Source organism: Runella sp. R5_40 (genome assembly GCF_057652295.1).
Window position 1 is genome coordinate 1 of record NZ_JBYFCH010000034.1, and the last position, 14,960, is coordinate 14,960.

Annotated in this window: 14 protein-coding genes; 5 read left to right on the plus strand and 9 right to left on the minus strand. The window is 44.7% G+C overall.

Going from position 1 to position 14,960, the window contains the following annotated elements:
• Positions 1-119: 119 nt before the first annotated feature.
• The 4 genes from AC23N5_RS29550 to AC23N5_RS29565 are packed head-to-tail and all read right to left on the minus strand — an operon-like array spanning position 120 to position 3,899.
• The gene (locus tag AC23N5_RS29550; RefSeq protein ID WP_487758284.1) at positions 120-1,490 is read right to left on the minus strand and encodes a methyltransferase RsmF C-terminal domain-like protein; all 1,371 of its coding nucleotides are present in this window, start codon (positions 1,488-1,490) and stop codon (positions 120-122) included.
• Between the two features lies 1 nt (position 1,491).
• Positions 1,492-1,881, minus strand: coding sequence for a hypothetical protein (locus tag AC23N5_RS29555; protein ID WP_487758285.1), 390 nt, complete (start codon positions 1,879-1,881; stop codon positions 1,492-1,494).
• A 48-nt stretch (positions 1,882-1,929) separates the two neighbouring features.
• Positions 1,930-3,051 carry a glycosyltransferase family 4 protein gene (locus AC23N5_RS29560; protein ID WP_487758286.1) on the minus strand — a complete coding sequence of 374 codons (1,122 nt, stop codon included), beginning with the start codon at positions 3,049-3,051 and terminating at the stop codon, positions 1,930-1,932.
• The gene (locus AC23N5_RS29565; protein WP_310587027.1) at positions 3,051-3,899 is read right to left on the minus strand and encodes an ion transporter; all 849 of its coding nucleotides are present in this window, start codon (positions 3,897-3,899) and stop codon (positions 3,051-3,053) included. The genes AC23N5_RS29560 and AC23N5_RS29565 overlap by 1 nt, the downstream gene beginning before the upstream one ends.
• A 178-nt stretch (positions 3,900-4,077) precedes the next feature.
• Here AC23N5_RS29565 and AC23N5_RS29570 point away from each other — a divergent pair, with 178 nt between their 5' ends.
• Positions 4,078-4,281 carry a helix-turn-helix transcriptional regulator gene (locus tag AC23N5_RS29570; protein WP_183980205.1) on the plus strand — a complete coding sequence of 68 codons (204 nt, stop codon included), beginning with the start codon at positions 4,078-4,080 and terminating at the stop codon, positions 4,279-4,281.
• Between the two features lie 119 nt (positions 4,282-4,400).
• Here the strand turns inward: AC23N5_RS29570 and AC23N5_RS29575 are convergent, their stop codons facing one another.
• The 4 genes from AC23N5_RS29575 to AC23N5_RS29590 form a co-directional block, all read right to left on the minus strand.
• Positions 4,401-5,102, minus strand: coding sequence for a hypothetical protein (locus AC23N5_RS29575; RefSeq protein ID WP_487758287.1), 702 nt, complete (start codon positions 5,100-5,102; stop codon positions 4,401-4,403).
• A gap of 182 nt (positions 5,103-5,284) precedes the next feature.
• Positions 5,285-5,986 (minus strand): hypothetical protein, encoded by a 702-nt coding sequence (locus AC23N5_RS29580; RefSeq protein WP_487758288.1) that lies wholly within the window; start codon positions 5,984-5,986, stop codon positions 5,285-5,287.
• A 173-nt stretch (positions 5,987-6,159) separates the two neighbouring features.
• Positions 6,160-6,876 (minus strand): hypothetical protein, encoded by a 717-nt coding sequence (locus tag AC23N5_RS29585; protein WP_487758289.1) that lies wholly within the window; start codon positions 6,874-6,876, stop codon positions 6,160-6,162.
• Positions 6,877-7,079: 203 nt separating this feature from the next.
• Complete coding sequence (locus AC23N5_RS29590) at positions 7,080-8,714, minus strand: amidohydrolase (RefSeq protein ID WP_487758290.1); 1,635 nt, start codon at positions 8,712-8,714, stop codon at positions 7,080-7,082.
• Between the two features lie 164 nt (positions 8,715-8,878).
• On the opposite strand from AC23N5_RS29590, the gene AC23N5_RS29595 reads away from it, so the two are divergent.
• Entirely contained in the window at positions 8,879-10,198 is a 1,320-nt protein-coding gene (locus AC23N5_RS29595; RefSeq protein WP_487758291.1) for a TolC family protein, read from the plus strand.
• A gap of 122 nt (positions 10,199-10,320) precedes the next feature.
• Here AC23N5_RS29595 and AC23N5_RS29600 read toward each other — a convergent pair whose 3' ends face one another.
• Complete coding sequence (locus AC23N5_RS29600; protein ID WP_487758292.1) at positions 10,321-11,466, minus strand: acyltransferase family protein; 1,146 nt, start codon at positions 11,464-11,466, stop codon at positions 10,321-10,323.
• A gap of 89 nt (positions 11,467-11,555) precedes the next feature.
• Here AC23N5_RS29600 and AC23N5_RS29605 point away from each other — a divergent pair, with 89 nt between their 5' ends.
• The 3 genes from AC23N5_RS29605 to AC23N5_RS29615 all read left to right on the plus strand — a co-directional run bounded on the left by AC23N5_RS29605 (position 11,556) and on the right by AC23N5_RS29615 (position 14,957).
• A complete protein-coding gene (locus AC23N5_RS29605; RefSeq protein ID WP_487758293.1) occupies positions 11,556-13,256 on the plus strand; it encodes a hypothetical protein in 1,701 nt (566 codons plus the stop codon).
• Positions 13,257-13,321: 65 nt separating this feature from the next.
• Positions 13,322-13,720: a hypothetical protein gene (locus AC23N5_RS29610; RefSeq protein ID WP_487758294.1), complete on the plus strand. Its 399-nt coding sequence runs from the start codon at positions 13,322-13,324 to the stop codon at positions 13,718-13,720.
• A gap of 112 nt (positions 13,721-13,832) precedes the next feature.
• Positions 13,833-14,957: an efflux RND transporter periplasmic adaptor subunit gene (locus AC23N5_RS29615; protein WP_487758295.1), complete on the plus strand. Its 1,125-nt coding sequence runs from the start codon at positions 13,833-13,835 to the stop codon at positions 14,955-14,957.
• The last annotated feature ends 3 nt before the right edge of the window (positions 14,958-14,960 follow it).

Consider the following 14,960-nt stretch of genomic DNA (forward strand, 5'->3'; position numbering starts at 1 on the left):
ATGTAGCGTAGTCCGGTCATCGCGCCTGGTTTGGGACCAGGAGGTCGCAAGTTCGAATCTTGCCATCCCGACAAAAAGCCTTCCAATGCTGGGAGGCTTTTTGCTTTTTAGAATGTTTATCATTCAGGAATCTCCATCCGAATCCGCCAATCTTTGGGTAAGTAATTATTGACCCGATTACCCAACCCCTTCACCCAGCCTAATCCCTGATTTTGGTAAGTCACAAGTACCCAACCACGCGGAGCATCCACCGACAAATTTTCCTTCTTTAGAAACACGAGTGCTTCGTTTTCGGTTAGCTCAAGTCGAGAAATATCCGATGAGAGGGCCGTGCTTAACGCGAGGGCGTGCGACGGAATAAAATCATTTCCCTTAAACTCTCCCATTTCAAGTCCCAATCCTTTGGCGGAAAGGGTATTGTCCAAAATCCGAATGTCATTTAATTGACTGTCTAAAAACGCAATTACTTCTCCGTTGGGTTTTACAAACAAATGAAATGTATCGGGTTGTTCGAGCCATTTGCGGGCTTCAGGAAGTTGTTTTGCAGTCAAACGTTTACATGATCGGAAGCCTTCTTCTTTACCTCTTCTGGGCAAAGTATCGTAGCGCTGAGCCGAACGAAAGGCTTGAGGTTTTTCAAACACCGAAAAAAAGAAACCTTCGCCCTTGACTCGGTGCGGATAACATTGGTATCCAATGGTCTTTTCTACCACTCCCCACTCTGCGGGTACGTTAATTTTGATTTCTTCCATGCCCTGCTCAAGCAGCCATTGACCCGTTCCTTGGTTTTCACTGTCGTTGTAAGTACAGGTACAATACAACAAGATGCCACCAGGAGTAAGCAAAGGCAAAGCCGCGTCCACGATTCGTTTCTGGCGACCCGCACATACATGTACACTTCCTTCCGACCACTCGTTGATGGCCGCAGGGTCTTTGCGAAAAAGACCTTCGCCAGAACAAGGAGCGTCTATTAAAATAACGTCAAAAAACGACTCTAATTTCCCTAAATCTTCGGGGTCATGGTTGCTCACGTGGATGTTGGGTGAACCCCATTTTTGTACATTTTCTTTCAAAATCATCACCCTGCTTTTAATCACTTCGTTGGCCAGTACCAAACTGTCTGGATGAAGTAAAGAGGTCAATAGGGTGGTTTTTCCGCCAGGAGCAGCGCACAAATCGAGCACGCGAAGCGGTTTGGCCACGTTAGCCACTTGGGGCAGTGCGTGTCCAATCAACATCGACGAGGCTTCTTGTACGTAATAGGCCCCCGCATGGAAAAGTGGGTCGAGTGTAAAAACAGGACGCTGGTCCAAATACCGACCTTCCAAACACCAAGGAATTGGTGTGATTTGGGACGCAGGAGCGGTGGTTTTTCTAGGATTGTAGCGAATACTGACGGGTGGAGGCGTTTGTAAAGCGGCCTCAAAATCAGCGTAATCGGTTCCAAGTTGAGCCTGCAACAGGCTTATAAAGGGTGCGGGAAGTAACATGCTATTGGGAAATCTCTTTCAGTTTGGTCCAGTGGTAGCCTTTATCTTGCTGGCCTTCGTCTTGCCAACCTTTGTAAATGGCGATTCCTTTGGGAGTTTTAATGAGGTAAAAATAGTCGCCAGCGCCAGCCCACCAAGCACCGCAGGCGGCAATGGCATTTTTGGGAATTCCTTTTTCGGCAAATTCCTTTTTATCAACCAGTTCGGCATTGCCCATAATTTTGGCGATTTGGGTCATTTTGTTGGCAAACTGTACGTACACGATGGCCGCAGGATTGTCGTTTTCGTCGGCATCGGTTTTGAAGATGATAAACCGAGTCGGGGTTTGGCTAACTCCTTCGACCAGTCCAGTAAGCAGCAACAGTGTCCAGGCCACAAATAGCGTTCGCATGGGGCGTCGTTTAGGTTAATTGTTTGACAAAGGTAGAAGTTTTGCCGTTTACTGTTGGTTTACTTCCTGATAAAGCGCGGAAAGTTGACTGGCAATGGTGGAGGCCGAAAATTGGTGTAAGTGTGCCTGACCGTCGGCTACAAGTTGAGCGCGCAGTGCCTCGTCGTTCCAAAGGCGTTGAAGGTGGGCCGCCAGCTCATTTACGTCGTCGGGGGCAGCGTACAAAGCACCTTTGCCACCCGCTTCTTCCAGACACGACCCCGTGGCTGCCACCACGGGCACACCGCTGTGAAGCGCTTCGACGATGGGAATACCAAAACCTTCAAACACCGAAGGGTAGGCAAACACCCGAGCCAGCCGATACAGAACTGGTAAGTCAGCAAACGGAACGTTGTTAAAAATCCGTACTTGGGTCGAGGATTGGTGCTGCGTTAGGTAGCGTTCGATTTCGGCTTGGTACGCCGTTTTTCCCCCAACCAAAATCAATTCCGCCCCCTCTAATGAAGCTTCGGCAAATGCCTTGACCAACTGACCTTGGTTTTTGCGGGTTTCAATCGTGCCGACGCACAAGACAAAGGGACGAGTTAGGTTGTATTTTTGTTGAACTGCGTTGTAAGACGAGGCCGAAATGGAGTTATTAGCGTGAAAAACCTCGTGGCAGTCTTGGTAAATGACCCTGATTTTATCGGGCGAAGTACCATAGAAATCGACGATGTCGCGTTTGGTTTGTTCACTCACGGCCACGATGCAGTCGGCTTCGGCGCAGGCTTTTTTAAACTTACGTTGGTAAAAAAAACGGTCGATGGCGGGGTATAAATGCGGATAACGCAAAAAAATCAGGTCGTGAATTGTAACGACGGATTTGATGTTGCCCAATCCCTGAGGGAGCTCATTGCTAAGCCCGTGAAAAAGTTGAATCTTATCTCGTTGTACATCAGACGCCACGCCATAACTCCGCCACCAAGCGCCGTATAGGGCGTTGGACGACGCAGGCGTGCGGGTAAGCGACGCGGGAAATTCGTCGAACAGTCCCGATTTTATTTTGGGCGTATAGGCCGTGTAGGTGTGTGTAGGGGCAAAAGTGCGCAGTGCATTGAGCACAAAACGGCTGTAATTGCCCAAGCCCGTTCGGTTATTGAACGCCCGTTTGGCATCAAATCCAATCCGCATCAGTGTTTTTTGGGGTCAGGTTTGTGAATATGAGGTACTTCCTGCAAGTCGATAAGCTCATTGCAGTGGGGGCAGCGGGCATATTTGCGGCCTTTGTCGCGGCGAATTTGTTCCATAAAACCCGAAGCAACAATACCCGTTGGCAGGGCAAAAAGCGCAATACCAAGCATGAGGACAACACCCCCAAAAACTTTTCCTGCAGCCGTAACGGGGTACATGTCGCCGTAACCCGTGGTGGTCATCGTAATAACGCCCCACCAAAGGGTAGCAGGAATGCTTTTGAAGCGTTCGGGTTGGGCGTTGTGTTCCAAGTAATACATCACACTCGACGAAATGACGAGGGTAAAAACAATGAAAGACAAACAAATCAGCAGTTCTTCTTTGGTTTCGTAGAAGACGTTTCGAATCATTTTGAGGGCACGAGAATAACGCGATACCCGAAACAATCGGAAGAGTCGAAAGACGCGTAAAATACGAATGATGCCAAAGTCGGAGGTAAGGAGGGTGAAATAAAAGGGAAAAATCCCTAGAAAATCGACAATGGCCCAAAACGAAAAAATAAACTGCAAACGCCCCCGCCAATCGCTTCGGTAACGAGGGTTTTCGACGCACGACCAAATCCGCAGGAAGTATTCGATGGTGAAAATACCGACGGAAAAAATCTCGAAATATTGAAAAAGTTGTTCGTAGAGGCGATTGTGACGAATTTCGGGGACGGTGTGTAGGACAATGGCCAAGGAATTGAGCACAATGACCGATACCAAACTGATGTTGATGTACAAGTTCAGCCCTCGTCGCCCACTGGCCGAAAACTCAAGGGTATTGTAAACTCGTTTGCGGAAAGTCACGATTAGTGCAGTTTTTCCACAAAAATAACAAGAAGTTGCATCTTGTGCTGATTATTTGCGTGCTTTTAGCCGTTTTTGTGAAGATGTAATATATTGCCGATTTTAGTCAAAAAACCATTATTAAACCTTGCATTTACTATAAATAAGCAGTATATTGCCTATTTTAACAACAAAAAATATGGATTTGCACCAACTAGGAGTTGTCATCAAGCAACGGCGGCAACGGCTGCGCATTCGGCAAAATGATTTAGCAGACTTAGCGGGGGTGGGGCTTCGGACCGTCATTGCCATTGAAACAGGTGTTGCCAATCCCTCTTTTGAAACACTGAGCAAAATTGGGGATGTGTTGGGTTTAGAACTTACATTAACCATCAAATCATGATGGCGCGAGGTTTTGCCTCGTGCCGCTTATTCGCAGGCTTCCAGCCAGTTATGTGAAGATGGCTAGAAGCCTGTGAATGTAAGTACGAGCAGGAGGCTCGCGCTATCGGTTATAATAGACTAAAACAAAGCACTTACAGTTACAAAAAGCCCATTTAAGTAGGTTTTGCGGCCTGTTGTTTGGGTGGCAACAGGTTTGAAATAATTGAGAAGTCCGAAGGCGTACTCTATTTCAATAACTGTTTCTAAATGCTTGGTGAGTTTGGGGCGGTATTGCCCTACGAGTTGCCCACCTACATTCATTTTTTTGTAGGTTTGGTAGCTTGCAACAGAAATACGTTCGCCGTTTGGATAAATGGTATTGATTCTATCTTTCAGCAATCGCTCGGTCGAAATACCCGCCCCAACAAATAAGGGAAGGCCCAATTTTATCGGACGTAAGTACGTAAATGATGCACCTATAAAATCCAATTGAGCGTATGCCTGATAAACCTGCCCATTAAATAAAGTGGGAGGGTATTTGTCACCAAAAGAACGATAAGTGAGTTTGTACAAAAATTGGTTTCGGGGAGAAAGTGTTTGATTTAATTGAATAGAAGCCGTTGGTCGTAAAAGAGGCGTATAGTTTCCAGCCCGTACATTGGTGTGGCCATATCCTAGCCCTAATCCTACTTTTAAGCGATTGGGTTGGCCTAAAGACGCAGCATTGTGAGATTTTGGAGCATCTTGGGCGACTGCTACAATTGAGTAAATCAGAAGAGAGAAACCTAAGAAGAGTACCTTCATGGTATTTTTGGAGGTGTAGTTTGAGACCATATTCATTGTGGTGCAGTTTTAAAAGTGATAACTAATCATAAACGTTGGTACTCCTTGATGGCGTGAGGTTTTGCCTCGTGCCGCTTATTCGCAGGCTTCCAGCCAGTTATGTGAAGATGGCTAGAAGCCTGTGAATGGTAAGTACGAGCAGTATGCTCGCACTATCGGGATGCTCGCGCTATCAAGAATTAAAAGTGAAAGCTAAAATTTAGAACAGAAATAGGAGAAATGGCTGTATCCCAATAATTTACAGAACGTCTTTGTCCTTGGTCAAAAGAAGGCTTTAACCTTTGAGTTGAATTCAAAGTTGATAGAGAAGTTTCTAAAGAAATAGAAAGAAAATCTACAAAATAATATTTTAAACCTCCAAACAAAACTCCACCTATTGACTTGTCGAAACGGTATATGTAGTCTTGATTTGCATCTAACAAATCATTGGTATATATTACATTCCGAACAGCTCCATAAGGATTTAGAATGTAGCTTTTTCCGTAAGAATAATGGAAATCTGCTCCATAATACGCAATAAGCCTATCTTCTATAATGACCTTATTTCGTTCATATCCTATTCGTAACATGTATCTACCTTTATCCCAAAGACGAGGTATCGAACTATTAGAAAAAGAAGTAGATATTCCAACCCGTGCTCTCAAACCATCTCGTTTAGACAATTTATATCTTCCCAAAAGCGAATAATCGGGCAAGGAATTTTTACCGACCAACCAAAGTAAATCAGTTCCAATTTCCCATTTGGGGCTTTTCTGCGCCTTGAGTTCACTCCCAACCCCAAGGAGTAGAAATGAAAGAAAGAAAATAGTGTTTTTCAAAATGGTAGGAGTTGTCACAGCAAACGACTTGCAGTGGCGTGATTTTTTTTGGAGCGTTTTCATGGTTTGAAATGGTAGTTTTTGATAAAAGATAAGATGAAAAAATCGTGTGGCCCTTGATGGCGCGAGGTTGTGCCTCGTGCCGCTTATTCGCAGGCTTCCAGCCTGTTATGTGAAGATGGCTAGAAGCCTGTGAAGGTAAGCACGAACAGGATGCTCGCGCTATCGGGAATATTTTAAAAATGATAAGAAAAGTTAAGAACTTGAATAGGCTTAATTTCAAATATCATACCTCTAACGGGGGTTTGGTATAAGAATTTTAAAGCCCCACCTTCTAATACGAAGTTATCTTTAGTAACCATTATACCACCACTATATGTGTTTAACTGATACGTTCGATGAGCACCTTTTAAACTGGTTTCCATAGAGATAGAAAAGTTACGATTGATAAAGTATCGACACCCAATAAAACCCACACCTCCAATTTGTGAACTATAGTCGGGGAAGTAGAACGGAAGAGCATTCGGCACAGGGATTAACCATGCTTGAATTTCATCCTTTTGATAGTGAGCTTCTATACCCCCAAATAAGTCTGTTTTTTTAGCTATTTGCTTGCTCCATTCATGACCTAAACGAATCATAAAATTAGCTTTGAAAACTTTACGGGGAGTTAGTGTTGGGTCAGTTTGGAGGTCGGTACCAATTCTAATTCTAAAAGCCCTGTTGGGTTTATAGTGCCATCTCGAAAAAAGCGAATAATCGGGCAAGGAATTTTTACCGACCAACCAAAGTAAATCAGTTCCAATTTCCCATTTGGGGCTTTCCTGCGCCTTAAGTTCACTCCCAACCCCAAGGAGTAGAAATGAAAGAAAGAAAATAGTGTTTTTCAAAATGGTAGGAGTTGTCACAGCAAACGACTTGCAGTGGCGTGATTTTTTTTGGAGCGTTTTCATGGTTTGAAATGGTAGTTTTTGATAAAAGATAAGATGAAAAAATCGTGTGGCTGCATAGATAGGTGGAGGGTTGAGATAACGCTGAAAATAGTACTCCAAATATCTTAGTTTGTAGTTATAATTGCAATATTTTAACAAAAAATAAAATAAAAAAGGGGCACGAGATTTTACCTCGTACCCCTTTTTTGTAGGCTTTCAGCCTGTTATTTTCGTTCAAAAACCTTTTCGCCTGCTACGTAGGTTTTGTTTACTTTTAGCTCACGGAGTTCGTTGGCGGGGGCGGTCATCAGGTCTTTTTCTAGGATAACAAAATCGGCCGCTTTGCCCAATTCGATGCTACCGAGGCGATTTTCTTCAAAATTACCGTAGGCCGACCAAATCGTCATTCCGCGCAGCGTTTGTTCACGCGTCAGGGCATTTTCTACTTGGTAGCCTCCCGCAGGAAAGCCCTTGGCATCTTGCCGATACACGGCCGAGTGAAAAGTATAAAAAGGCGAGACGGCTTCCACGGGAAAATCGGTTCCCAACGCAATTTTTTGGTTTTGCTCCATCAAGGTTTTGAAAATATACCCATTTTTTTCGCGGTCTTTGCCCAAGCGCTGCCCCGCCCAGTACATGTCGGAGGTAGCGTGCGTAGGTTGGGCGGAGGGTAAAATCGAATAATCGCCAAACTTGGCTACATCGGTCACATCCACGATTTGGGCGTGTTCAATCCGCCAACGCCGATTGTTTTTGCCTTTCAAATACTTCGCGTAGAGTTTTAGCATCAAGCGGTTAGACGAATCCCCGATGCAGTGCGTATTGGCCTGAAACTCGCTATTGGCCAATTGAGAAATCCATTTTTCAAGTTCGGTAGGGCTAAAAAGCAAAAAACCCGTTGTTTCGGGAGCGTCGCTGTAAGGTTTGAGCAAACAAGCCCCGCGCGAGCCCAACGCGCCATCGGCATAAATCTTAAACGAACGAACGTTCAATCGGTCAGAGACGTAAATGCCTTTTTTGAGCATCTTTTCGATGTTTTCTTGACTGACACTCACCATCGGATACAATCGAATTTTGAGCGTTCCTGCTTTTTGAAGGCTATCAATGTGGTCGATAACATCAGGTGACAACCCCGCGTCGCCGACGTTGGTGAGACCGTACTGGAAACACATCGCTTGTGCCTTTAGAAGTTTCGATGTAATATCTTCTTTGGTGGGCGTAGGATTGAGGGCGCGAACAAGCTGCTGGGCGCGGTCGATGAGCACACCCGTAGGTTGGCCATTTTTGAGTACCACCAAGCCGCCTTCTACTTTGGAGTCGGCGGTGATTTGGGCCAATTGTAAAGCTTTGGAATTGACCCAACCCGCGTGCCCGTCGATGCGGGTCAAATAGACTGGGTTATTGGGGAATGCTTTGTCTAAGATGTCTTTGGTCGGAAACTCCTTTACGGGCCAATCGTTTTGGTCCCATCCACGGCCAATAATCCACACGGCGTCAGGGTGTTCGGCTTGGTATTTTTTGAGGCGTTCGATAATTTCTTCGGGCGACTGCGTGTCCACCAAATCAGCTTGGTCGAGCATTTGGCCGAGGCCGTAGAAGTGGGCGTGGGCGTCGTATAGGCCAGGATAAACGGGTTTGCCTTGGGCATCGACGAGGGAGTCGGACTGGAACTGAGAAAAGACGGTAGCCGAATCGCCCACGGCTACAAATTTGCCATCTTTAACGGCAAAAGCGGAGGCTTTGGAGAAGGTCGAATCGACGGTATAGACCGCTGCATTATAAACAATTAGGTCGGCTTTTTTCTGGCCTGAACATGCCGCTAAAAAGGCGGCACAGAGCGCGTAAAAGTAGTTTTTCATCGTGTCAGGGTTAAACTGTGCCTAAAGCTACGCTTTAAAAAGCTATTTTTGAAGCAGTGCGAAAGTTTTATCGCAATCCATTAAACGAACTTTCTGCCATTTCTGTTATCGAAAGAATGGCAGTTTGCCCTACATAAAAGCCCACTAATTTCGTTTTTGCTGGTATGAAATACTTTTTTCTTGCGTTCCCCATCGTTTTTTGTTTATCGTTGGATTCGTCTTCTCAAGAGCTACTAACGCTCGAAAACGCCGTTTCTACCGCACTCGAAAAAAGCTATTCCATTAAAGTGGTTCAAAGTCGGGAGGCCATTGCCCATAATGACAACACCCGAGGAAATGCGGGGATGTTGCCCGTGGTATCGGGAACGGCTCTTCAAAACTTTACCCATAACAGCATCAACCAATCGTTTTTTAACAATATCCGTGAGCCGTTGGTGCAGAGCGGAATTGATAACCGCAACAACAACGCGGGGGTGACTATGGTGTGGACACTCTACGATGGGATGGGGATGTTTGCCGCCGCCGACCGTTTGAAAGAGTTTGAAAAGTTGGGTAAAACCAACGTCCAAATTGCGATTCAGAACACCGTTTCGCAGGTGGCCAATGCGTATTACGAAATCATTCGCCAAAAACAACGCCTCAAAGCACTCCAAAATGCGTTGGATATTTCGGCAACGCGCCAAGAACTTGCCAAAGCAAATTATGAAGTAGGAACAACGTCCAAATCGGAATACTTAGCCGCGCAGGTGGACTACAACCAAGACCAAGCGGCGGTGTTGGCGCAGCAGCAGGTGATTCAAAACGCCAATGTAAACCTCAACGCTTTGCTGTTCCGAGATTTTGAAACCAAGTTTGCGGTTATGGATACCATCGTCTTTCGTAATGATTTGTCCTTGGTCGATTTGAAGCAAAAACTGACCGAAAACCCCAATTTGTTGGCAGCGGCTCAAAGCCGTACGTTGGCAAAAATCAACGAAAAAGAGGTCAAATCAACCAAATACCCACAGGTGGATTTGGTGACGGGGTATAATTATACTTCGTTCAATAACGAAGCGGGTTTTGGAGCCCAAAAAGGTCAGTCGCGGGTGTTAAATTACGGAGTGCGCCTCAACGTGCCGATTTACGACGGCTATAACCAACGCCGTCGCGAGCAAAACGCCAAGGTCAACACCATCATTACCGAATACCAAGAAGCAGATTTGAAAAACCAGTTGTTGTCGGCCCTTGAGCGTACGTACAACAGCTACCAAAACAGCCTTCAACTGTTTGGTTTTGAGGAGAAAAACCTAAAAATAGCGCGCCAAAACGTAGATTTAGCCTTTGAACGCTACAAATTTGGAAACTCGACGGCCATCGAATTCCGCGAAGCGCAACGCAATGCCGTTGCCACGGAGTCACGTATGATTGAAGCGGCTTTCAACGTCAAACTTGCCGAAATCGAACTCCTCCGCCTCAGTAGCTCTATTGTGAGCGAAGTGAAGTAGAGTTATCAGTTATTGGTTAACCCGTTATCTGTTAATTGTTAAACCGTTATCTGTTGAACGAGTAACTGATAACCGATAACGAGTAACTGATAACCGATAACGAGTAACCAATAACCGACTTATCAATGCTTGCTGAAACGATTCTTAAACGCTAGGAACGGTGTTTCAAAATAGCGGTACGACAAGGCCGAAACGCCAATGGTAAGCAAGGCCGAAAGCGGGTAAAGAAGTAAATTGAAGGTAAGTGTAGAAAGAGAATCCCCAAACATCCACTGAATGAGGTGAATACTGGCGACGATAAAAGCCGTTTGGTAAATATAAATCCCGTACGAAATCTTGCCCAAATACGAAATCCAGTTGTATTCTAAGTTGACAATGGAGGCGGGATTGCTCGATACGTTGAGGATAAAATAACCAAAAAACAGCCCGTAAAACTCCAAATTAAGGCTGCTCACGTGAACCCCCGTGACGAGGCAAATCACTAATACGATGTACACAATCCACTGAACTTCTTTGCGGAAAAGTGCATTGAGCACCTTGTCTTTTTGGTAATACACCAAGGCTGCACACAGTCCACCCGTCATCAAGGTAATGATTCGAAATTGACTGAAGAAGAAACGTGTAATTTCAGGCACGTTGTTTGCATATTGCGTATGACCAACCCAGTTGTAATAAATATAAAAAACGGCAAAGGTGCCGAAACAGAAGATAAAGACAGTGATGATGAGGCGTTTCCAGCTAAAGTCTTTGACAATCCAAGGCCAGAGGTAGTAAAATTGCTCCTCGACGCCGATGGACCAGGTTTGGGCCGCTAAGTAGGGCGCGTTGTAAAGAATAAAACCGATGTTGGGCAAAACGAGCAAGAAAAGCGACAATCGCCGAAAAACGTTGTGCGCCATGAACGACACCTCGTTGTTGGGAGCTACAAAAAACGAAATCTGAGGAAAAACAAAAAACGAAAGCAGCACAATCAGAAAATAAAGTGGCCAAATCCGTAAAATCCGTCTTATGTAGAAGTTACGGGTGTTAATAAACCCAAATCGGCCTTTTTCGTGCAGCAATAAATAGGTGATAAGAAAGCCACTGAGTACGAAAAATAAATCGACACCTAATTTCCCCATGCTCTTGATGAGGTGATTGTCGTAAAAATTCGGAACTTTGAAAACCTCTTTGACTTGTTCAATGTGATGAATCAAAACCGAAAAGGCGGCAATAAAACGAACCCCGTTGAGGTTAGGAAAATAGACTGAAGTAGAAACTTTGCTCAAGAGGATAATCTTTTTTGGTTTTTGAGAGTCACCATACCGCTCTCAGAGCGGCAAAATTAGCTTAATTTGCCCAAGTGATAACTAACGCTATGCAATTTAGAATTTATACGTTGATTGTTTGTTGGTGTTTTTTCCTGCAAAATGCGGTAGCCCAATCACAATACATCCCGCTCAATGACGATTACTACCATCTGATAGATCGGTACGAAATTCGCCGTGGACGACTAAATGAGGATTTTCACATTGGGGTAAAACCTTTTCAGCGTTCGGCGGTGATGAGTTTCTTAGACAGCATCAAGGCCGACCGCACCATGCCACTCAACGATACCGATTTTTTTAACTTAGATTATTTACGCCAAGACAGCTGGGAGTGGTCGTCGGACCAAACACCCATGAGCAAAAAAACGTTGTGGAAGCGGTTTTATCGAAAGCCTTCTGATTTTTACTACGTTCAGAACAAAAACTTCGACCTACACCTCAGCCCCGTCACGCAGCTAATTTTGGGGGGAGAAAATAATTCCAAAGATTATTTATGGCTAACGGCTCGCGGGGTTGAATTGCGGGGAAACATTGGCAAAAAGCTGGGCTTTTATACCTATGTGACTGATACGCAAGCGATGTTCCCGCAGTATGTACGTAATTTTACACTAAGTGCACGAGAAATTTATGTGGGTTATCCTGTGTATCTTTTACCTGGCGAGGGAAATGTAAAGAGTTTCAGTACCAGGGGAATGGATTTTATATCTGCGCGTGGGTACATCACATTTAATCCAATTAAGCAGATTAATATACAATTTGGGCATGATAGAAACTTTATCGGGAATGGGTATCGTTCGATGATTCTCTCAGATTGGAGCTCACCTTACTTATTTTTGAGAATGACAACTCAGTTGGGGAAATTTCAATACACCAACCTATGGTGCGGTATGCTTTACTACACCGATAACCGAGGAAAAGAGGTCCCCATCAATAAAAAATATGCGGCGATTCATCATCTGAGCATTAATCTTGGCCGAAACTTTAACATCGGGATTTTTGAGGCAGAAATGTTTGGACGCGATAACAAAGTTTTTGACCCCCATTATCTGAATCCAATTATTTTTTACCGCTACCTAGAAAACTATCTTGGAAGCGCCGACAATGCCTTGTTAGGGCTTGACATAAAATGGAATTTCTTAAAGCGTTTCAGTTTTTATAGTCAATTCATGTTGGATGAATTTAAAACCTCCGATTACTTTGGCAAAAAAGGCTCTATGAATAAAAAATACGCTTTTCAGGCAGGTGTAAAGCACGTTGATTTTCTAGGAATACCCAATTTAGATTTACAAGTTGAACTGAACCTAGCACGCCCTTATACATATTCACATTTTACGGGTTATACCAATTATGTTCACAACGATTTGTCATTAGCACACCCACTGGGGGCAAATTTTTGGGAAGTACTTGGTATTGCTCGTTATCAACCGACTCGCCGACTCACTTTTTACGGAACTTTTTCAAGATCTAACAAAGGAATAGATATCGATGAACGCAATTGGGGGGGAAATATTTATCGTGATTATTTAAAGGATGCTCCTCGTGAAACAGGTACTTATATAGGCCAAGGCACTCCCGTTGATCTTACTTTTTCGGACATACGGGCATCGTACATGCTCAAACATAATTTTTTCATTGATGGAAGACTCATGTTTCGTAACCAAGTAAGTCCAGCAGCTTCGGTAAACCTCAAAACCAACTTAGCTACCGTTGGTTTTCGGTTTAATCTTCCTTACCGTCAGCAGGTGTTTTAGGCTAGAAAACGAACTTTTTTTGTAAAAACACGCTTGCTTTAACTGTCTGCTACCAAAAACAACTGATGTCTGTTCTCCGTAAACATATTCTTTCTCGAATCGTTTGGGTGTTTATGGCATTGCACATCCTCAATTGTAGTATTGACTCTCCTGATGCTCAACCTGACCACGTTCCCGAAAACCTAAGTTATAACGACATTGAAAGTGTGGCGGAGTTGGTGATTGAACACATTTTGGGGTTTGATAACATCATTCCCGAACAAGACGAACATGATACCGAAGACGGCGGGAGTATCTCTATCGCCAAAATTCTTTTTTACTGTCAGCCCATTAGTGTATTCTCGCTGACCACGACCGAAGATGTGCTACCTTCGGCGGAGCGCCCAATCCATTATCGAGATACCTATGCTTCACAATTTCACCCCGAAATTGTGCCACCTCCACCCAAAAACAGGCTTGGGTAAAGCCCTTTACTAGCTAGTCATTCGACTGGAGTTAAGTCATTTTCTTAATTTTTAACAACACAAAAGCATAGCTCCAAAAGCTACGCTCGGTTGTGCTTTTTATCCAACTATTATGAAACCATTCGTAGTGTTGGCGGGTATTTCTACCTGCCTAATAATGCTTTGGTCGTGCACCAAAGAGACAAAAACCGCACAAGCTACCCAAGAAATATTGCCTGTTACTCAACCCATTCTCATTGACACGACATACACCCAAGAATACGTAGCCTCCATTGCTTCGCTCCAAAATGTGGAAGTAAGAAGCAAAATCGGCGGTTACATCGAAGCTGTATTGGTGGACGAAGGTAAACCTGTACGGGCGGGTCAAACGCTATTTCGACTAGGAAGCCAAGCCTACCGCCAAGAACTTAACAAAGCGCAAGCTATTCTCCGAAGCTCTCAAGCGGAGGCAAAAACGCTGGCACTCGAAATCAAAAACACTCGCCTCCTCGTAGAACAAAATGTGGTATCGAAATCCGAATTGGACATTGTGGAGTCGAAGCTCGAAACCCTCAAAGCCAAAATCGAAGAAACGGAATCGGACGTGGCCAACGCCCAGCTCCAACTCTCGCTTACCGAAATCAAAGCTCCCTTTAGCGGCGTCATTGGGCGTATTCCTAACAAAACGGGGAGTTTGGTGGACGAAGGTACGCTGCTAACTACCCTGTCTAATAACCAAGATGTATTTGCCTATTTCAACGTCACCGAAAAAGAATACTTGGATTTTACGGAGCAAAACGAGGTAGGCCACCGTCGGCCAGTCAAGCTATTGTTGGCCAACGGTCAGCCCTATTCCCAAACAGGCGTCATCGAAACCGTTGATAGCCAATTTGATAAAAGTACGGGAACGATTGCTTTTCGTGCCAAATTTCCGAACCCTAAGCAGGTGTTAAAAAACGGGGCGAGCGGAAAAGTGCAACTTACCAGCACGCTTAAAAATGCGCTGATTGTACCCCAAAAATCGGTGTTTGAAGTGCAAGATAGAAACTGTGTCTATGTGCTTGAGGCAGGAAACAAAGTCAGCCTCCGCAACGTACAAATCCTACAGCGATTGCCGCAACTTTATGTGATAGCCTCGGGGCTGGGTACGTCCGATACGATTTTGTACGAGGGCATTCAGCGAGTGGTCGATGGCGATTCTGTCTCGCCGAAGTTGATGCCGATGCGTCAGGTAATGGCAGGTATGGGACAGAAATAGCGC